Below are 18496 nucleotides of genomic sequence, written 5' to 3' on the forward strand. Positions count from 1 at the left end.
GCGGTCGAAGGTAGCTGATCCTACAACGGATGTGAAGACTGAAGCGTCCACTACATTGATGGTATATTGCTAGAGTGAAAAACCAGCGTCGGAAAATCCGCAGTCGGAAGGAGTGTCCGTGAAAGTCCTCGTCCTGCCCGGCGACGGAATCGGCCCGGAGATCACGGCGGCAACCCTGGACGTGCTCGGCGCCGCGGATCGGCGGCTCGGGCTCGGCCTGAGCTTCGAGGTCCGCGACATCGGCCTGGCCTCGCTCGCGACCGACGGCACCACGCTGCCGCAGGCGGTCCTCGAGCGTGTGCCCGAGGTCGACGGCACGCTGCTCGGCCCGGTGTCGCACTACGAGTATCCGCCGCGCGAACAGGGCGGGATCAACCCGTCCGCCGCGCTGCGGACCACGTTCGAGCTGTTCGCCAACGTGCGCCCGTGCCGTTCGCGCGAGGACCTGAGCATCCTGCGCAAGCCCATGGACCTCGTGATCGTGCGCGAGAACACCGAGGGTTTCTACTCCGACCGCAACATGTTCGCCGGCACCGGCGAGTTCATGCCCGACCCCGATCTCGCGCTGTCCGTGCGCAAGGTCAGCGCACGCGGTTCCGCCCGCGTCGCGCGGGCGGCGTTCGACCTCGCGCGCGGCCGCCGCGGCAAGGTGACGGCGGTACACAAGGCCAACGTGCTCAAGCTTTCCGACGGCCTGTTCCTGCGCGAGGTGCGCGCGGTCGCCCAGGAGTTCCCCGACGTCGAGCTGGAAGAGCTGATCGTCGACGCGGCGGCGGCGCTGCTCGTGCGCGACCCGGAGCGCTTCGACGTGCTGGTGACCACCAACATGTTCGGCGACATCCTGTCCGACGAGGCCTCCGAGCTGTCCGGCAGCCTCGGCCTCGGCGGGTCGATCAACGCCGGGCACGACGTGTGCGTCGGCCAGGCGCAGCACGGTTCCGCGCCCGACATCGCCGGCCAGGGCGTGGCCAACCCGGCGTCGCTCATCCTGTCCGCGGCGATGCTGCTGGACTGGCGCGGCCGCCGCGACGGCAACGACGCGCTCGTGGCCGGCGCGGAACTCGTGACCCGCGCCGTGGACTCCGTCCTCGACAACCCGGCGACGCGCACCGCGGACGTCGGCGGCACACTCGGCACCGAAGCGTTCGCCGGCGCGGTTTCCGAGTCCGTCACCGGCCTTCCGGTGGGTGCCCGATGATCCGATCCGTGAACCCGGCGACGGGCAAGCCACTGTCCACTTACGACTCGCACACGGCCGAAGAGGTCGACGCCGCACTGGATGCGGCCGTGGCCGCGCAGGCGGGGTGGCGTGAGAAACCGCTTGCCGAACGCGTGGAGCTGCTGCGCGAGCTGGCCGCGGTCCTGCGCGCGGGGAAGGCCGAGTACGCGCGGCTGATCACCGAAGAGATGGGCAAGCCGCTCGCCGAAGCCGAGGCCGAGATCGAGAAGTGCGCGCTCAACTGCGTGCACTACGCCGAGCACGCCGCGGAGTACTTAGCCGAGCGCCCGGTGCTGGCCGAGGCGTCCGTCGTGGCCGAGCCGCTCGGCGTGGTGCTCGCCGTGATGCCGTGGAACTACCCGTTCTGGCAGTTCTTCCGCTTCGCCGCGCCGGCGCTGGCCGCGGGCAACGGTGCGATCCTCAAGCACGCCACCAACGTCCCGGGCTGCGCGCTGGCCATCGAAGACGTGTTCCGCAAGGCCTCGGCGCCCGCCGGGCTGGTGCGGGCGCTGCTCGTCGACGTCGGCGAGGTCGCGAAGCTCATCGCCGACGACCGCATCGCCGCCGTCACGCTGACCGGCTCGACGCGCGTCGGCGCGCTCGTGGCGAGCCAGGCCGGGGCCGCGCTCAAGAAGCAGGTGCTGGAGCTCGGCGGCTCCGACCCGTTCGTGGTCCTCGCCGACGCCGACGTGCCGGCCGCCGCCGAGACGGCCGTGCGCGCACGGTTCCTCAACAACGGGCAAAGCTGCGTCAACGCCAAGCGGTTCATCGTGGACGAGGCCGTGGCCGACGAGTTCGCCGAAGCCTTCACCGCCGCGGTCGAACGGCTGCAGGTGGGCGATCCGGCCGAGGCGGGCACCACCGTCGGGCCGCTCGCGCGCGAGGACCTGCGCGACGGGCTCGACGACCAGGTGCGCCGCACGGTCGCGGCCGGCGGCGTGCTGCGAACCGGGGGCGAGCCCGTGGCCGGACCGGGCTACTTCTACGCGCCGACGGTGCTCGACCGCGTGAAGCCGGGCATGGCCGCGTTCGACGAGGAGACGTTCGGGCCGGTCGCGGCCATCGTCCGCGTCTCCGGCGACGACGAGGCCCTGGCGCTGGCCAACGACACCGAGTTCGGCCTCGGCGCCGCCGTGTGGACGCGGTCGGCTGAACGCGCGCAGCGCTTCGCCAAGGGCCTGCAGGCCGGCGCGGTGTTCGTGAACAGCATGGTCGCCTCCGACCCGCGGCTACCGTTCGGCGGCATCAAGAAGTCCGGCTACGGTCGGGAGCTGGGCGCGGACGGGATCCGCGAGTTCGTGAACGTGAAGACCGTGTGGTTCGGAGGAACCCGATGAGCGAATCGAAGCCGTTTCCCTCCGTGGTGCTGCGCCCGGCCGAGCTGACCGCGGCCGACCGCGGCGGTGGCGCGCGCACGATCCCGCTGGTGAGCAAGGCCCTGGGCGCCGAGGTGTTCCTCAACGGCCAGACGCTGTTCGACGGCGGCGCGGGCATCCCGCTGCACACGCACAACTGCCCCGAGAGCGTGGTGATCCTGGAGGGCGAGGCGATCGTGGAGATCGACGGCGCCGAGCACCACCTGTCCACTTGGGACACCACCTACGTCGACGCGGGCGTGCCGCACCGGTTCCGCAACGCCTCGGCCACGGCGCCGATGCGGATCCTGTGGACCTACGCCTCGGTGGAGGCGACGCGCACCATCGTCGCGACCGGCACCACCACCCGGGTGGATGCCGAGCACCGGCGCTAGCCTGGGTAAGTGGAACAGACCCCGACCCCGCTCACCCGGCAGGTCGCGGCGCGCATCGTGGGCTACATCCGCGAGACCGCGGCCGAGCCGGGCACGCGGCTGGTGGAGCGCACCCTGGCCGCGCACCTGCGTGTTTCGCGCTCACCCGTGCGCGCGGCGCTGCGCCTGCTGGCGGACGAAGGGGTGGTGGCCGTCGCCGAGCCCGGCGGTGGCCACACCGTCGCCCGCCCGGTCGCCGAGCTCACGGTCGAGGCCGGTGAGCTCGGCGACGAGGACGAGGAGCAGTACCTGCGCATCGCCTCGGACCGGCTCGACGGCGAGCTGCCCGACCGCGTGAGCGAGAGCGAGCTGGCGCGCCGCTACGCCCTCACCCCGGCCCAGGTGACGGCCGTGCTGCGCCGCATCTCCGGCGAGGGCTGGATCGAACGGCTGCCCGGCTACGGCTGGGAGTTCCAGCCGATGCTGACGTCGCAGGAGTCCTATGAGGACAGCTACCGGTTCCGGCTCGCGCTCGAACCGGCGGCGCTGCTCGAACCCGGCTTCGCCGTGGACCGGGCGGCCATCGAAACCGTTCGCGCGCAACAGCTCGAGCTCGCCGAGGGCGCCGCGCACACCGTGACCAACACCGAGCTGTTCGCGCGCAACCGCGCCTTCCACGAGGCCGTGGTGGCGTGCAGCCACAACACGTTCTTCATCGATTCGCTGCGCCGCGTGGACAACCTGCGCCGCCTGATCGAGTACCGGCGCACGCTGCCGCGCGACCGGGCCGCGGTGCGCTGCCGCGAGCACGTCGACCTCGCGGACCTGCTGCTGGCCGGCCGCACCGCCGAAGCGGCGGAGTTCCTGCGGCGGCACCTGAGCACCGTCAGCGTGGAGAAAACGGCCGGCCCCGGTTAACCGACGCCGTCGCCGCGGGGCAGCCGCGGTGCGCGCAGATCGCCGTTGATCAGATCGGAACGCAGCGAAGTCAGCAGTTCCGACGTCTTCGTCGCGCGGTTTTCGTCGCGCGAGGCCAGGCGCAGCACCAACGCGTCGGTGAGCACCTCCGCGCTCAGCATCTCCCCGGTGAAGTTGCTGGCGCTCTGCGGGGCCGTGAGCGAGACGTCCACCCGGGAGCCGAACAGCGGCCCCAGCGAGCTGGACACGAGCACCACGCTCGCGCCGACCTCCTCGGCGTGATCGAGCAGCACCTCGATCTCGCCGAGGATCCGGCCGGGGATGTAGAGCACGACGACGTCTTCCGGGCCGAGGCCGAGCAGGTCGTCGGCCAGCTGGAAGCCCGTGGCGCCCGTGGACCGCGCGCGCCGGCCCATCCGGACCAGGCGCATGGTCAGGTACCGCGCCACCAGGCTCGAGGCCCCCAGGCCGAAGCTGAGGACCTCGCGCGCGCAGTCCAGCAGGTCGACCGCGTGCAGGAACTCGTCGGACTGCACGAGCCGCCAGGTGGCGGCCAGCCGCTCGGTCGCGTCGGTGAAGACCTTGTCCACCACGGCATCGCCCGCGGTGGCGCCGTCGGGCAGCTCGGTCAGCAGCCGGTGCGACGGGCTGGTCTCCAGCGCGACCTCGCGCGCCAGGCTGCGCCGCAGGTCCATCAGCCCCGCGAACCCCAGTGACTTCGCGGTGCGCACCACGGTCGCGTCGCTGGTCGCCGTCGCGCCGCCGATCTGGTCGGCCGTGGCGAAAATGGCGTAGCGGCCGTGGTCGCGCAGGTACTCCGCGACGGTCCGCTCGGCCCGCGACATCTTCGGCAGGCACCGCGCGATCCGCGCGCGCAGCGACTCTTCGTCGTTCCCCATCCCACCCTCGTTTCCCGATCCACGTGCCCACGGGAGGGCCGCCACGGTGCGGCCGTGCCCCGTGAGCCCGTCACGCGCTACGGCCGGCGCGCCAGCTCCCCGGCGATGAAGTTCTTCACCACCGGCTGGATCAGCAGCCCGCGGTGTGCCACGCCGGGCACCACGTCGAACTGCACGTCGATCCCGTTGCTCTCGAAATTCTTGCGCAACGTGGTCAGCCGCTCGATGCGCGTGTCACCACCGGCGTCGATCCCCGGCTCCGCGATCTCCCACGTGTCCTTGTCCTCGCCGCCCACGATCATCTGCACGGGCAGCTTGCGCAGAGCATCCACCTGCACGTCGGTGCCGAACAGCTCGCGCACGTCGGCGGTGCCCAGCCACCACGGGACGTCCGGGTCGATCCGCGTGACCCGGCCCGGAGCGCCGATGGACAACGCGGCCAGCCGATCGGCGTGCAGGTAGGCGAAGCGGTGCGCGAACTGCCCGCCGCCGGAGAAGCCGTGCAGGTAGAAGCGGTCGGCGTCCACGCGGAAGCGCGCGGCGACCTCGGCGATCATGTCGAGCAGGATCAAGTCGTAGCGGATGCCTTCGAAGCTGAGGCGCTTGAAGCCGTGCAGGTCGCCGGGCTGCGCGATGCCCGCCGGGAACAGCGGCGCGAGCACGATGGTGTCGTTCTGCTCCGCGAACTCGCGGTAGTCGTTGCGGTAACGCTCCGCGGTGCGCTGGGTGCCGTGCATCAGGACGAGCAGCGGCAGCGGCGTCTCGGAGGTGCGGTGGGCGCTGGGCACGTAGAGGCAGTAGGAAAAGCGCTGGTCGCTCTGCAGCGCGAAAAACGGCGTCGGCCCGCCGTAGTAGAACTCCGTCGGGTCGAGGACTCGGGCGGAGTCGGGCGTCGCTTGGGGGCTCGTCATGGAGCGGATCTCCTTGGCATGGCGTGGGACCGTCCTGCACCGTCGTAACCATGTAGTAACGACGACAGGTGTTGACAACTTCGTAGCACGGTCTATCTTATCCGTAGCTGCCACTACAAGTTCCTGATGAATGTAGCGCAAACCTTCAACGAATCGCCAGCACCGGGAAAGAGGTATCCATGGCAGTCCGGTTGGTCCAGATCGAAGGTGGCCCCCGTGAACGGGGACTCGCCTACGGAGAGGCCGCCAGGGCGGAGATCCGCACGTCGATCGCCTACTACCGGGAAGCTTTCCGGCTCGCGTCCGGTCTGGAGTGGACGGACGTGCAGGCCTCGGCCCGGCGCTGGCGCGCACCGGTCGCCGCCGTCGCACCGCACCTGCTCGAAGAGATGGACGCGATCGCCGACGGTGCCGGCGTGCACCAGGACGAGATCCTCGCGCTCAACGCGCGCGGCGAGATCGTCCGCAACAACGACAGCGCCTTCAACCCGGGCGTCGCCGAAGATGAGGAGCCGGCCGACGGCTGCTCCTCCTTCGCACTGCTGCCCGAGGCGACCGGCGACGGCCACGTCTACTGCGGACAGAACTGGGACTGGCGGGAAGGCACGCAGGACACCGTGGTGCTCCTGCGCGTGGTCCAGCCGCCCAAGCCCACCCTCATCATGCAGGTCGAGGCCGGCCAGATCGGCCGCCACGGCGCCAACTCCGCGGGCATCGCGCTCAACGCCAACGGGCTCAACGGCGCCTTCGGCACGCCGATCGGCATCCCGCAGCCGGTGCTGCGCCGGATGATCCTCGACCACGACCACCTCAAGAGCGCCCTGCAGGTGCCCTTCGACGTCCACCAGCACATCGCCACCAACCTCCTGGTGACCCACCGCGGCGGCGTCGCCGTGGACTACGAGACTACCCCCACCGTGCACCGCTGGGGCCTGCCGAGCGACGGAATGCTGGTGCACGGCAACCACTACCAGTACGGCGTGCCCGACCGGATCGCCGCCACCCACCGCGTGTCCCCTGTGGACTCGCTCTACCGCGTGCAGGTGATCGAGCGCGGGCTCGCGTCCGCGCGCACGGCCACCAGCTCCGCCGAGGTGCGCAAGGTCGTCGCCGCGACGATGAGCGACCACGTCGGGCATCCCGACGGCGTGTGCGCCCACCCGGACGATCGGGCGCCGGACCTCAAGCGCTACAAGACGATCGCCTCCAGCCTGGTCGACCTGACCAGCGGCGAGTACCGCGTGGCGATCGGCAACCCCTGTGAGAACGACTACGAACTGCTGCCCTGGCAGCTCTACGACGGCCCCGGAGGTCACTGATGACCGGACCCGTGCTCGCCAGTCTGCGCGGTGTGAACAAGAGCTACGGCGAAGTGCAGGTGCTGCACGACGTCGACCTCGACATCCACCAGGGCGAGGTCGTGGTGATCCTCGGCCCGTCCGGGTCGGGCAAGTCGACGCTGTGCCGCTGCATCAACCGCCTGGAGAAGATCAACTCCGGCACCATCACGCTGGACGGCAAGCCGCTGCCCGCCGAGGGCCGCGACCTGGCGCGCCTGCGGGCCGACGTCGGCATGGTCTTCCAGTCGTTCAACCTCTTCGCGCACCGCAGCGTGCTCGAGAACGTGACGCTCGGGCCGATCCGCGTCCGCGGGATTCCCAAGCGTGAGGCCGAAGCGACCGCACGACGGCTGCTCGACCGCGTCGGGGTGGCCGACCAGGCCGACAAACTGCCCGCCGAGCTCTCCGGCGGGCAGCAGCAGCGCGTGGCCATCGCCAGGGCGCTCGCGATGAACCCCAAGATCGTGCTGTTCGACGAACCGACCAGCGCGCTCGACCCGGAGATGGTGAGCGAGGTCCTCGACGTGATGACCTCGCTGGCCGCGGAGGGCACCACGATGGTCGTGGTCACGCACGAGATGGGCTTCGCCCGCCGTGCCGCCCACCGCGTGGTCTTCATGAGCGAAGGCCGCATCGCCGAACAAGGCACCCCCGAAGAGTTCTTCGACCGCACGGGCACCGCCCGGGCGCGGGACTTCCTGTCCAAAGTCCTCCAGCACTAGTCCCTCCAGCACCGAATTTCCCCACCGTGACAAGGAGAAAGCAATGAAGCTGACCAGAATCACCGCCGCCGTGGGCGCGGTGGTCGTCGCGGGCGCGCTGCTCGCCGCGTGCGGCAGCGCCCCGGCCACGGCCCCCGGTGGCGCCGCCGCGAAGCCGGCCGCCGCGGACGTCGCCAAGATGATCAGCCAGGACGACGCCGTCGCGGGCGCGCCGGTGGGCCAGAACCTGCCGCACTCGCCGATGCTGGACAAGATCCGCCAGCGCGGCGAGCTGGTCTGGGCGGGCAGCCGCAACACGCTGGGCTTCTCGCAGCTCGACCCGGCCACCGGCAAGATCTCCGGCTTCGACGCCGGCATGGCCGACCTGCTCGCGAAGTACCTGCTGGGCAAGCCGTCGGCGAAGATGCAGAGCGGTGGCTCCGACACCCGTGAGGGCCTGCTCGGCAACCACACCATCGACGTCGCGATCCAGACGTACACGATGACGCCCGAGCGCGCCAAGCTCGTGAACTTCTCCGGCCCGTACTACATGGCGGCCAGCGGCATCATCGTGAAGTCCACGGACACCACGATCAAGAGCGCCAAGGACCTCGCCGGCAAGAAGGTGGCCACCGAGTCCGGTGCGGCGAAGACCGCGCTGGTCACCGAGGTGCCGACCGCGCAGCCGGTGCTGTTCGACACCACCGCGCAGTGCATCGCCGCGGTGGAGCAGGGCCGCGCCGAGGCCGTGACGCTGAACAACGCTTCGCTGCTCGGCGCGATCCAGACGCGCTCGGACGTGAAGCTGCTCGACGCGACGTTCGGCTCCAACCCGTTCGGCATCGGCGAGCCCAAGGACGACCCGGTGTTCAAGCAGGTCGTCGACGAGTTCCTGCAGAAGATCGAGGCCGACGGCACCTGGACCAAGCTCTGGCAGGGCACCGTCGGCAAGCTGCTGAAGACCCCGCCGCCCGCCCCGCCGAAGCTCGGCTCCGTCCCCGGCGTCTGACCCGAACCCCGAAATCGGAGACCCCATGTCCGTGCTCTTCGCGCACCTCGGTGAGCTGCTGACCGGTCTGCTGACGACCCTCGAGCTGGCCGCGATCGCGTTTCCGCTGGCGCTGGTGATCGGCACCCTGCTGGGTGTCTGCCGCGTCAGCCCGATCGGGCCGCTGCGGGCGGCCGCCGGGTTCTACGTGCACTGCCTGCGCAACTCGCCGATGCTGCTGGTGATGGTCATGGTGGTCTTCGGCCTGCCCTACCTCGGCGCGACCGTCCCGCTGTTCGGGTCGGTCGTGCTGGGGCTGGGGCTGTACTTCGGCGCCTACATCTGCGAAACGGTGCGCTCCGGCATCGCCGGCGTGCCGCTCGGCCAGATCGAGGCGGCGCGCGCCATCGGCCTCACCTTCTCGGGCGTCCTGCGGCAGGTCGTGCTGCCGCAGGCGTTCCGGTCGATGGTGCAGCCGCTGGGCAACATCCTGATCAACGTGTGCCTCGGTTCGGCACTCGGCGCGGCGGTCGGTGTCCAGGAGCTCACCGGTTCGGCGCGTCAGTTCAACCTCGACTTCGCCCAGCCGGTCCCGACCTTCATCGCCGCGGTCATCGGCTACCTCCTGATCACCCTGACGATCGGCCAGCTGACCGGCGTCGTCGAACGGAAGGTTCGCATCCGACGATGAAGTCGCGCTCCCCCGCCCTTTTCGACGAACTCGGGCCCCGAGGCCAGAAGCGGCTGAAGATCGCCACCGTCGTGGCCGTCCTCGCACTGATCGGCATCGTGGCCGGCGCCATCGCCCAGCTCGCCCACGTGCAGCAGCTCACCGCGCGTCTGTGGGAGCCGCTCATCGAGTGGTCGAACATCCGCTACCTGCTGCAGGGCCTGCTGACCACGCTGGAGGTCGGCCTCACCGGCGCCGCGATCTCCCTGGTGTTCGGCACGCTGATGGGCCTCGGCCGGCTCTCCACGCACAAGTGGGTCTCGATCCCGTGCGCCGGCCTGATCGAGCTCTTCCGCGCGATCCCGCTGATCCTGCTCGTGTACTTCTTCCTCATCGGCCTGCCCATGTTCGGCTGGAACCTCCCGCCGTTCTGGGTCCTGACCATCCCGATCGTGCTGCACGCCGGCGCGGTCTTCGCCGAGATCGTCCGCGCCGGCGTGAACTCGCTGGACCGCGGCCAGTTCGACGCCGCCGCGGCGATCGGCCTGCGCCGCGGGCAGACGATGCTGCTCGTGGTGCTGCCCCAGGTGTTCCGGGCGCTGCGCCCGGCGCTGGTCACGCAGGTGATCCGCACACTGAAGGAATCGAGCCTCGGCTACGTCGTCGGCTACCCCGAGCTGCTGCGCGACGGGCAGGTGATCGGCGAGTTCAACGCCAACTTCCTGCAGACCTACGCGTTCACCGCGGTCATCTACATCGTCATCAACTTCGGGCTCTCCCGCGTCGCCGAGCTGCTCGACCGGCCGAAGAAGGTCCGGCGCCGCCCGGACCGGCCGGCGCCGGAGCCCGAACCCGAGCCGGCGGCGTCGCAGCCGGCCGGCACCCTCGTCTGAGTTTTCCTTGAAGCGGAGAGAAATGTCCATCACCGGCGAAGAGATCGAACGCGCCGAAGCCGCACTGGCCCACAACTACCACCCGCTGCCCGTGGTGCTCACGGAAGGCAAGGGCGCGTGGGTCACCGACGTCGAAGGCCGGCGCTACCTCGACCTGCTCGCGGGCTACAGCGCACTGAACTTCGGCCACGGTGACGACGAGCTGCTGGCCGTCGCCCACGCCCAGCTCGACCGGCTGACCCTCACCAGCCGCGCGTTCCACCACGACCAGCTGGGCACGTTCGCCTCCGAGCTCGCCGAGCTGTGCGGCATGGAGATGGTGCTGCCGATGAACACCGGCGCCGAGGCCGTGGAGACGGCCATCAAGACGGCGCGCAAGTGGGGCTACCGCGTGAAGGGCGTGCCGGCCGGGCGCGCGAAGATCGTGGTGGCGGGCGGCAACTTCCACGGCCGGACCGTGACGATCGTCGGGTTCTCCGACGACCCCGAGGCCACGGCCGACCACGGCCCGTTCACGCCGGGGTTCGTGACCGTGCCGTTCGGCGACGCGGAGGCGCTGCGGTCCGCGGTGGACGAGGAGACGGTGGCGGTGCTGATCGAGCCGATCCAGGGTGAGGGCGGTGTGGTGCTGCCGCCTGACGGGTATCTGCGTGCCGTTCGGTCCATTTGCTCCGAGGCCGGGGTGCTGTTCATCGCCGACGAGATCCAGTCCGGGCTCGGGCGGACCGGGCGCACGTTCGCGTGTGACCACGAGGACGTCGTGCCCGACATGTACGTGCTCGGCAAGGCGTTGGGCGGCGGCATCCTGCCGGTGTCGGCCGTGGTGTCGCGGCGCGACGTACTGGGCGTGTTCCGGCCGGGTGAGCACGGCAGCACGTTCGGCGGCAACCCGCTCGCATGCGCCGTCGGGACGGCGGTGGTGCGGAAGCTGAAGACGGGTGAGCCGCAGCGCCGGGCCGAGGAGCTGGGCCGGGTCTTTGCTGCGGTCCTGTCCGAACTGCCCTCTTCGGCGGTCGACGCGGTGCGGGTGCGCGGCCTGTGGGCCGGCATCGACGTGCGCGGCCGCACGGCCCGGGACGTCTGCGAAGGCCTGCTTCGCCGCGGGGTGCTGGCGAAGGACGCACACGGCAGCACGATCCGGCTGGCTCCGCCGCTCGTGGTGTCCGAAGAGGACCTGCGCTGGGGCGTTGCGCAGCTGGCGGCCGAACTGGGCTGAGCTTGTTCGCACTGGTGCCCGCCACACCTTCCGGGGGTGGCGGGCACAGTCGTGTCCGCTTTTGATTTACATACAGACTGTATGTATGTATCTTGGTCGCATGACTTCCTCACTCGGACAGGACCACCGCATCCGCCTGCCGCAGGGCGAGGTGCGCTACTACGAACGCGGCACGGGTCAGCCCGTGGTCTTCGTGCACGGGGTGCTCACCAACGCGCTGCTGTGGCGCAAGGTCGTGCCCACCATCGCGGAGGCCGGGTTCCGTTGCCTGGCCCCGGATCTACCGCTGGGCGCGCACGAGATCCCGCTTCGTTCCGACGCGGACCTGAGCGCTCCCGGCGTGGCCACGCTGCTGGGCGATTTCCTGGAGGCCCTCGACCTGCACGACGTGACCCTGGTGGCCAATGACACCGGCGGCGCCATCACTCAGCTGCTGCTCGCGCGGCATCCGGCGCGCGTCGGCCGGGTCGTGCTGACGCCGTCGGACAGCTTCGAGTACTTCTTCCCGCCGATCTTCAAGCCGCTGCCGACGTTGGCGAAGGTGCCGGGGTCGATGGCCGTGCTGGGTCAGCTGTTGCGGGTGCGGGCGTTGTGGCCGTTGCCGCTGCTGTTCGGCTGGGTGACGAAGAAGCCGCTGGATCCGGCGGTGGCGTCGGCGTACCTGCTTCGCCTGCGCCGATCTCGCGGTGTCCAGCGGGACCTGCGGAAGCTCCTGCGCTCGGTGGACCCGCGGTTGACCCTGGCCGCGGCGGAGCAGCTGCGTTCGTTCTCCCGCCCGGTGCTGCTGGCGTGGGCGACGGAGGACAAGCTGTTCCCCGTGCGCTTCGCGTACCGGCTGGCCTCGCTGTTGCCGGATGCTCGAGTTGTGGAGATCGCAGACTCGTACACCTTCGTCCCCGAGGACCAGCCCGAGGTGCTGGCCGGGCACATCGTCGAGTTCGCGAGCGTCATGGCAGATTAGGCCGGGTGAGACGCACTCAGCAGGAACGTTCCGACAGCACGCGCGCCGCCCTCGTCGGCGCCGCCCGCGAGCTCTTCGGCACGCGCGGCTACCACGACGTCCCGGCCGAAGAGATCACCCGCACCGCCGGCGTCACGCGCGGCGCGCTCTACCACCACTTCGGCGACAAGCTGGGCCTGTTCCGGGCCGTGGTGGAGTCGGTTGAACGCGAGCTCACGGCGGAGGTCTCGGCGGTGATGACCGCGTCCGCCGATCCCTTGGCGGGCATGACGACGGCGCTGGGGACGTTCCTGGAGGCGTGTCTGCGCCCGGAGGTCCAGCGCATCTCCCTCACGGACGCCCCCGCCGTGCTGGGCTGGGACGCCTGGCGCGAAATCGAAGGCGAGTACGGCTTGGGGCTGCTGGTGTCGGCGTTGACTTCGGCCCATGCGGCGGGGTTGATCGTGGACATGCCCATCGGGACTCTCGCGCAGCTCATCCTGAGCGCCGTGATGGAGGCGGCGCGGATGATCGCTTCGGCTTCGGATCAGGCGGCGGTGTTGGCTGAGACGCAGGTGGTTTTCGCGGGCTGGCTGGGCTCTTTGCTGCGCTCATGACCATCTACGACAGCATCGGCAAGGACTACTCCCTCGGCCGCCGCACCGACCCTCGCTGGCTGGCCAGCATTCTCGCGGCGATCGGCCCCGCGGCTTCGGTCGTGAACGTCGGCGCCGGCACGGGTTCCTACGAACCACCTGCGACCGTGGCGGCCGTCGAACCTTCCCGCCGCATGCTCGCGCAGCGCCCTCCCGCCTTGGCCCCCGCGGTGCAGGCCGTCGCCGAACACCTACCCTTGCGCTCTGCCTCCGCCGACGTCGCGTTGGCCGTCCTAACGGTCCACCACTGGCTCGACTGGCGCCGCGGCCTCGCCGAACTCCGCCGCGTCGCCTCGCGCCAAGTCGTCCTGGCCTACGACACGCGCCTGCACGCCGACTTCTGGCTCACGCGCGAATACATCCCGGAAGTCGCTTCGCTGGAACGCTCCCGCCCCTCCGCCACCGACATCGCCACCGAACTGGCCGCGTCCGCGGTCGAGGTGCTGCCCGTTCCGTGGGACTTCCAGGACGGCGTGTACCCCGCTCATTGGCGCCGCCCGTCGGCATACCTGGACGAGCGCGTCCGCCGCTCCTGTTCGGCCCTCGCGCAAACCCCGCCGGCGGCCGTGGCCCGCGGCATCGCGTCCTTGCACGCCGACCTGACCTCCGGCGCCTGGCAGCGGCGGCATGCCGACCTGCTGAGTCGGGATTCCCTGGACGTCGGTTTCCGGTTGATCACTACCTGAACAGCGGTTGCCGCTCCTCGGGCCGCGCCTCGACGACGTCGATCCCTGGCGTGTCGACCAGGCGCTCGATGGCTTGGCTCGTCGCCCCGATCCCGGCCCAGTGCGGATCGACGTCACTGGCAAAGCACCAGCTGCGGTCCGCCGGCCACACGAACGCCGGTGGGGCGATGGGGCCGCCGGTGCCCAGTTCTGTTTCCCAGTCGTCAAGGTCGTTCACGGTTCCTCTGAGCAACCAGTAGCGCCGACACGGGAGGGCCAAAAGGGTCTCGCCTTGCGGCGTCACGTCGGAGTACCCCTCCCAGACGCAGAAGTAGCACTCGTCGGGCGTCTCGGTAAGCCGGCTGAGCTCGTGGAGCGCTCGCCGTGCCTGCTGTATGTCGGACTGGTGGTCTTCAGGAAGCCGCACATCGGCTTCTTGCTGGCCGGGCCGCTCTGGATCCGGGATGAACCGCAGCCGTGCGTACGCTTCATAGCCTGCCGGACCGAAGAGAATCAGCTGCTCATCCGGCGTCCCGGTTCGGGCAAGCCACTCCGCCACGCTGGTATCGGCCAGGTATTCGAACGCCACGGCACCCCCATCAACTTCCCAATCTGTCCTCTACGGTCGCACGGATCTGGTGCCAGGGGTCTTTTCGCAGAGACTCCAACATCGCCCTGGGAGTGTTCCTGTGCAGCGCGACTCTCATCCTGATGCCTTCGTCGGGATCTCGGGCCAGGCGTTCGAGAAGACTCGGCGTGAGCTTTCGCTTCATCGCCACCATGTGGCGTACGCGAGGATCAGGATCGCCGATAAGAACTTCCAGCACCGCGAGCGGAACAGTCTTGTTTTGCACGACTCCCACCCGCTCGTCCGGATAGCGATGAACGACGTCCATCCACACCTGCTCGGATGCCTCGTCCACCGCGGCCCTGCGGCGCTCCCCTGGATCCGGGCTCCGGCACAGCCGAGCGAACTCGTCGGCGGACTCGATCACCCGAGCACCCACGCCAGAAAAACCAGCAAGAACACACCGTCGACCAGGCCGCCACGGATGAATCCATGGCGGCCTGAGGACGGCCTGCCAAGGCCGAGAACAACAACCCGGCAGCTCACAACCGGATCGATTTCTTGTTCATGAACTATCCAGGCGGTCTGTGGGCCTGGGGACGTTCGTGAGTGCACCGCCTCTGACCTGCTCGTTTGCTTCGGTTGGGTCCGGTCGCGTCCGGACCGATCTTGACGTCTGACGGCCTGGTGACGGCCTGGCCCTCTTCGTCTGCCCGCCCTCTGAGTGGCGGCCAGGCCAACCCGCCATCCTCGTCCCTGCCGCCTTTAGCACCGTCTCGGCGCCGTCAAGGGTGGGCGCTTGCGACCATCGCGCAGCGACGCCGTAGGCGCCCTTGATGGCGTCGAGGCGGTGTTAAACGATCGCTGACGAGGAAGCGGGCCGCAACGGATGACGAGCGGGCTGTAACGGTCTGGACCGCTTGGGCGACTTTGCCCGCATGCGCGTCATTGGATCACTCGCCGTTGACGGCGGCGCTGTGCTCGCCGGCACCTCCGGCGGGCCGCCCCGCGACCGGCGGCCGGAGCGGAGCGGCAGGCCGTCCGTGTCGCACCGGGCGGACCCGCCGAACGCCGCGCAACCCCGCGCCGCCGTCGGCGGCGCCTTGATCCCATAGAGCCAAATTCGGCAACGAGTGCATAGGAGATGAACGTGGCCGCGACGGAGCCTGAATCGACCGAGAAGGCAAAGCAACGCAAATCACGCCTACTGCAAGAGGACGTACCAAGCTGCAGCCTAGAGCAGGCATTGCGAGTTCCCCGGGCAATCGCAGAGAACTACGCCTACAAGCCGACTCGCCCCTTGAACGTGGCCGAGGCGATGGGAATGGCCCCGACGTCAGGCCCCTTTAGGGCCATTACTGGTGCCGCAGTCGCATACGGCCTCACAAACGGTGCTGCGCAGGCACCAGAGATCGCCCTCACTCCAATCGGGCTACGGATTGTCAGACCTATTACCGAGGGTGATGACCTTGCCGCCAAGAGGGAGGCCGCGCTGCAACCAAAGGTCGTGGGCGCCTTTCTGCGTCATTACGATGGCGCAGCAATGCCAGCTGACAATATAGCAAAGAATATGCTCCAAGAGATGGGCGTACCGTCCGATCGCACTGAGAGTGTGTTGAGCCAGATTGTCGATGATGCTCGGAATCTCGGTTTCATTCGTGAATGGAACGGAAAGCGTTACGTAGACCTCACTGGTGCAAAGTCCGGGTCGAACAGCGATGTTCCGGATTCTAGCGATTCGCCTTCGCTAAATTCTGGAGAAGAAATCCACGAAAATGGCAGCGGTCCTGCGAATGCGGTTCTGAAGCCAACGCCTCAGATCGGCGTGTCGGTAACTCCTGGCGTTCACGTAAACATTGAGATACATATCGCTGCCGATGCATCCTCGGAGACCATTGAGGACATCTTTCGGAACATGAGGCGTTACATTCTGAATGATGGAAAGTCGGAGGACGATTCCAGTGGCGCTAGCTAACGGCCCCGATCCAGACTTCTTGAGAAGAGTCAAGGAGTTTCAGTTGCGGGTCCGCCAGCCGCCGGCGCGAAGCAACCAGCCTACCATGCCAGCGAGGGGGCCGCTCTCAGCTAGGGACGCGAATATTCTCGACCGTCTGCGCCGACAGTCTGGAACTTTTGCCGATTCATTGGAGCAAGCACTCAAAGACTTGAATGATCACACGCGGCTTAGTTACATCGGGCCAGCCGGAGAAGTCAGGGAAGTAATGCGAGCAACGGTCCAATTGCTGGCACCCGAAGACGAGGTGAGAAAGCAAGAATGGTTCAAAGGGGTGCAGCAGGGAGGTAAGGTCAACTCAACACAAAGCGAAAGGATTCGATATGCCGTTCAGCAAAGAGGGGGCAGTAAAGATCAAGCCAAGGGCGTCGATCAGCTTATCGATGAGCTAGTGGGACAGATTGGTAGACAGACTTATTCCGCGGGAAGTAGTGCATTCCATGCTGGAACTTTGCAAGAAAAGGTTAGAAAGTTGACCGGCTGGGTATTCGCAGTACTTGATGAAGTACTACCTGAGCTGTAGCCCTCAGGAAAAGAAGACAGTGTTGCTGCTTAGTGCGTGTTCAATTCGTAGCCTAATGGACGGGTGAATTGACAATTCCGCCACCTGGGGCAGTGGTATCCAGTTCGCTTCTTTGCTTTCACTGCTTGTTCGCAGCTTTCCTCCGCAAGGGCTTGCACGAAAACAGATTGAAAATTCCTGGCGGACTTCGCCGTCACTGTAGGCAATGACATGGTCGGGGTTTGAGAACAAACCGATGACTCCTGTAACCTCGCACTCGATTCCGGTTTCCTCACGAACTTCGCGTACGGCCGCTTGGGCAAGAGTCTCGCCTAGCTCAAGCTGCCCGCCCGGGATCGCGTACAGATCGTTGTCGGTCCGGCGGATCATCAGGATCCGGCCTTCGTCGTCCTGAATAAAGGCCGACACGGCGACAACGATGCTGTTGGCCTTGGGGGCGTTCGGGTCGTTGTAGTAGTCAACGCGGGTCATGTGCTGCCTCCTAGACGGTGGCGGGCTTGGCGAGGTTCCAGACGGTCTCGAAGCTCTCCGAGTACGTCTCGAAGAGGTCCCCGCCAGAGAGACGGCGTAGGTGCAGTGACGGCGCGTGTGCACCCTGAAAGCTGTAGACGTGCGTGTTGATGATCATCTCGTCATCGAAGCGGAAGATGGAGTTGTAGAGCGTCGTGTTGTGGAAGCGCATCTCGACGCCGTCGACGCCGACCAGCGGCTTGTAGTAGGCGAGAGCGTTCCGGATCCGGGCCGGCAAGGTCCCGTCACCTAGCTGCTCCTCCTCTCCACGGAGGGCGACCGAATCGCCCTCGGGGTCGCCGAAGATGAGCCGGATGGATGCGCCGACCTTGGCCTTCGCCGCCAGGTCCCTGACGAAGCGTGGGCGCTCGATGAGGAAGAGGCCCGCGTGAACCAGGATCTCAATATCGCTGGTCGCGTCGCGGATGATGCGGTCCCAGAGTTCGACGGGGACGGCGTTGCGGTGCGGGAAGACCTGCACCAGTTCGGCGGTGGCCGTCTCCACCTTGCGCTCTGGCGCGATTGAGCCCGGCCAGAGGTAGGTTTCCGACTCCTTGGTGAGCGCCGCGAGCTTGTGCCGGTACTTCGGGTACGGCGTGCGCCCCTTGCTGATCCAGCGCTCCACGGTCTTCTGATCGACGTCGAGCGCCTTAGCCACCTGCTCGGGGTCGAACCCGTTGCGCAGGAGCGCGTCACGCAGGCGTTCGTTCGGCATCGGCCCTCCTCGGGACTTCTAGGGACGACTTCAACCGTACCAGGGACGTCCCTAGAAGTCCTGCTGTGCAGTGATCATGTCCCTCTGATCTGCGGAGAGTGGTCCCTAGCGTGCCGGAGTCGGTCCGGCGAAGCGGAGGAAGGGGATTGCTGGTGACACCGGACTGGGACAGCTCGAAAGAAGGGCCGCCGGTGCGCGGATGGGTCAGTCATGCGTGACACGGTGCAGCTCCACGTCGGAGCGGACTTGCCGATTCGCGTGAAGCCGCTGGCATACGCGAACCGCGTCGAGGTGCGGTTCGGCAAAGCGTTCCCGGTTGTGGTGCTGATCGACCTCGACGCGCTGACGGTTCTGTTACCCGAGTTGGAAAAGGCGCGAGACGCCATACAAGCGAGCTAAACATCAACCGAGGGGTTCATCT

At 68.1% G+C, this 18496-nt stretch carries 22 protein-coding genes; 16 read left to right on the forward strand and 6 right to left on the reverse strand.

From position 1 onward, the window contains the following. Positions 1-118 precede the first annotated feature (118 nt). The 4 genes from ACQPXB_RS38525 to ACQPXB_RS38540 are packed head-to-tail and all read left to right on the forward strand — an operon-like array spanning position 119 to position 3866. On the forward strand, positions 119-1198 hold the full coding sequence (locus ACQPXB_RS38525) for an isocitrate/isopropylmalate dehydrogenase family protein (protein ID WP_432846585.1): 1080 nt from the start codon (positions 119-121) through the stop codon (positions 1196-1198). Then, positions 1195-2556 carry an NAD-dependent succinate-semialdehyde dehydrogenase gene (locus ACQPXB_RS38530; protein WP_432846587.1) on the forward strand — a complete coding sequence of 454 codons (1362 nt, stop codon included), beginning with the start codon at positions 1195-1197 and terminating at the stop codon, positions 2554-2556. Before ACQPXB_RS38525 ends, ACQPXB_RS38530 begins: the two co-directional genes overlap by 4 nt. Then, the gene (locus tag ACQPXB_RS38535) at positions 2553-2969 is read left to right on the forward strand and encodes a cupin domain-containing protein (RefSeq protein ID WP_366584153.1); all 417 of its coding nucleotides are present in this window, start codon (positions 2553-2555) and stop codon (positions 2967-2969) included. The genes ACQPXB_RS38530 and ACQPXB_RS38535 overlap by 4 nt, the downstream gene beginning before the upstream one ends. A 9-nt stretch (positions 2970-2978) precedes the next feature. Further along, positions 2979-3866: a GntR family transcriptional regulator gene (locus tag ACQPXB_RS38540; RefSeq protein WP_366584152.1), complete on the forward strand. Its 888-nt coding sequence runs from the start codon at positions 2979-2981 to the stop codon at positions 3864-3866. Here ACQPXB_RS38540 and ACQPXB_RS38545 read toward each other — a convergent pair. Continuing rightward, on the reverse strand, positions 3863-4765 hold the full coding sequence (locus ACQPXB_RS38545; RefSeq protein WP_366584151.1) for a MurR/RpiR family transcriptional regulator: 903 nt from the start codon (positions 4763-4765) through the stop codon (positions 3863-3865). The genes ACQPXB_RS38540 and ACQPXB_RS38545 overlap by 4 nt on opposite strands. Before the next feature lie 77 nt (positions 4766-4842). Beyond that, positions 4843-5676: an alpha/beta hydrolase gene (locus tag ACQPXB_RS38550; RefSeq protein WP_432846589.1), complete on the reverse strand. Its 834-nt coding sequence runs from the start codon at positions 5674-5676 to the stop codon at positions 4843-4845. 179 nt (positions 5677-5855) lie between these two features. On the opposite strand from ACQPXB_RS38550, the gene ACQPXB_RS38555 reads away from it, so the two are divergent. From ACQPXB_RS38555 to ACQPXB_RS38595, 9 genes are all read left to right on the forward strand, one after another. Further along, on the forward strand, positions 5856-6995 hold the full coding sequence (locus ACQPXB_RS38555; protein ID WP_432846591.1) for a C45 family autoproteolytic acyltransferase/hydolase: 1140 nt from the start codon (positions 5856-5858) through the stop codon (positions 6993-6995). After that, the gene (locus ACQPXB_RS38560) at positions 6995-7738 is read left to right on the forward strand and encodes an amino acid ABC transporter ATP-binding protein (protein ID WP_364181174.1); all 744 of its coding nucleotides are present in this window, start codon (positions 6995-6997) and stop codon (positions 7736-7738) included. The genes ACQPXB_RS38555 and ACQPXB_RS38560 overlap by 1 nt, the downstream gene beginning before the upstream one ends. Positions 7739-7781: 43 nt before the next feature. Continuing rightward, entirely contained in the window at positions 7782-8726 is a 945-nt protein-coding gene (locus ACQPXB_RS38565) for a transporter substrate-binding domain-containing protein (RefSeq protein ID WP_366584148.1), read from the forward strand. A gap of 25 nt (positions 8727-8751) precedes the next feature. Next, entirely contained in the window at positions 8752-9396 is a 645-nt protein-coding gene (locus ACQPXB_RS38570) for an amino acid ABC transporter permease (protein ID WP_366584147.1), read from the forward strand. Beyond that, entirely contained in the window at positions 9393-10268 is an 876-nt protein-coding gene (locus tag ACQPXB_RS38575) for an amino acid ABC transporter permease (RefSeq protein ID WP_432846594.1), read from the forward strand. The genes ACQPXB_RS38570 and ACQPXB_RS38575 overlap by 4 nt, the downstream gene beginning before the upstream one ends. Before the next feature lie 22 nt (positions 10269-10290). Next, positions 10291-11484 (forward strand): ornithine--oxo-acid transaminase, encoded by a 1194-nt coding sequence (gene rocD, locus ACQPXB_RS38580; RefSeq protein ID WP_432846596.1) that lies wholly within the window; start codon positions 10291-10293, stop codon positions 11482-11484. A gap of 100 nt (positions 11485-11584) precedes the next feature. Continuing rightward, entirely contained in the window at positions 11585-12445 is an 861-nt protein-coding gene (locus ACQPXB_RS38585) for an alpha/beta fold hydrolase (protein ID WP_432846598.1), read from the forward strand. Between the two features lie 5 nt (positions 12446-12450). Then, entirely contained in the window at positions 12451-13041 is a 591-nt protein-coding gene (locus tag ACQPXB_RS38590) for a TetR/AcrR family transcriptional regulator (RefSeq protein ID WP_432846600.1), read from the forward strand. Further along, entirely contained in the window at positions 13038-13766 is a 729-nt protein-coding gene (locus ACQPXB_RS38595) for a class I SAM-dependent methyltransferase (protein ID WP_432846602.1), read from the forward strand. The genes ACQPXB_RS38590 and ACQPXB_RS38595 overlap by 4 nt, the downstream gene beginning before the upstream one ends. On the opposite strand, the gene ACQPXB_RS38600 is transcribed toward ACQPXB_RS38595, so the two are convergent. Continuing rightward, a complete protein-coding gene (locus ACQPXB_RS38600) occupies positions 13759-14334 on the reverse strand; it encodes a hypothetical protein (RefSeq protein WP_432846603.1) in 576 nt (191 codons plus the stop codon). The genes ACQPXB_RS38595 and ACQPXB_RS38600 overlap by 8 nt on opposite strands. A gap of 10 nt (positions 14335-14344) precedes the next feature. Then, a complete protein-coding gene (locus tag ACQPXB_RS38605; protein WP_432846605.1) occupies positions 14345-14740 on the reverse strand; it encodes a hypothetical protein in 396 nt (131 codons plus the stop codon). A gap of 723 nt (positions 14741-15463) precedes the next feature. On the opposite strand from ACQPXB_RS38605, the gene ACQPXB_RS38610 reads away from it, so the two are divergent. Beyond that, the gene (locus ACQPXB_RS38610) at positions 15464-16288 is read left to right on the forward strand and encodes a hypothetical protein (protein ID WP_432846607.1); all 825 of its coding nucleotides are present in this window, start codon (positions 15464-15466) and stop codon (positions 16286-16288) included. Positions 16289-16331: 43 nt separating this feature from the next. Further along, positions 16332-16850 (forward strand): hypothetical protein, encoded by a 519-nt coding sequence (locus ACQPXB_RS38615; protein ID WP_432846609.1) that lies wholly within the window; start codon positions 16332-16334, stop codon positions 16848-16850. 3 nt (positions 16851-16853) lie between these two features. Here the strand turns inward: ACQPXB_RS38615 and ACQPXB_RS38620 are convergent, their stop codons facing one another. After that, complete coding sequence (locus ACQPXB_RS38620; protein WP_432846611.1) at positions 16854-17321, reverse strand: NUDIX hydrolase; 468 nt, start codon at positions 17319-17321, stop codon at positions 16854-16856. A 10-nt stretch (positions 17322-17331) separates the two neighbouring features. Continuing rightward, a complete protein-coding gene (locus tag ACQPXB_RS38625) occupies positions 17332-18075 on the reverse strand; it encodes an XRE family transcriptional regulator (RefSeq protein WP_432846613.1) in 744 nt (247 codons plus the stop codon). Between the two features lie 210 nt (positions 18076-18285). On the opposite strand from ACQPXB_RS38625, the gene ACQPXB_RS38630 reads away from it, so the two are divergent. Further along, positions 18286-18474 (forward strand): hypothetical protein, encoded by a 189-nt coding sequence (locus tag ACQPXB_RS38630; protein WP_360604568.1) that lies wholly within the window; start codon positions 18286-18288, stop codon positions 18472-18474. Positions 18475-18496 lie beyond the last annotated feature (22 nt).

The organism is Amycolatopsis sp. CA-161197, from assembly GCF_050942255.1.
Classification (GTDB): Bacteria; Actinomycetota; Actinomycetes; order Mycobacteriales; family Pseudonocardiaceae; genus Amycolatopsis.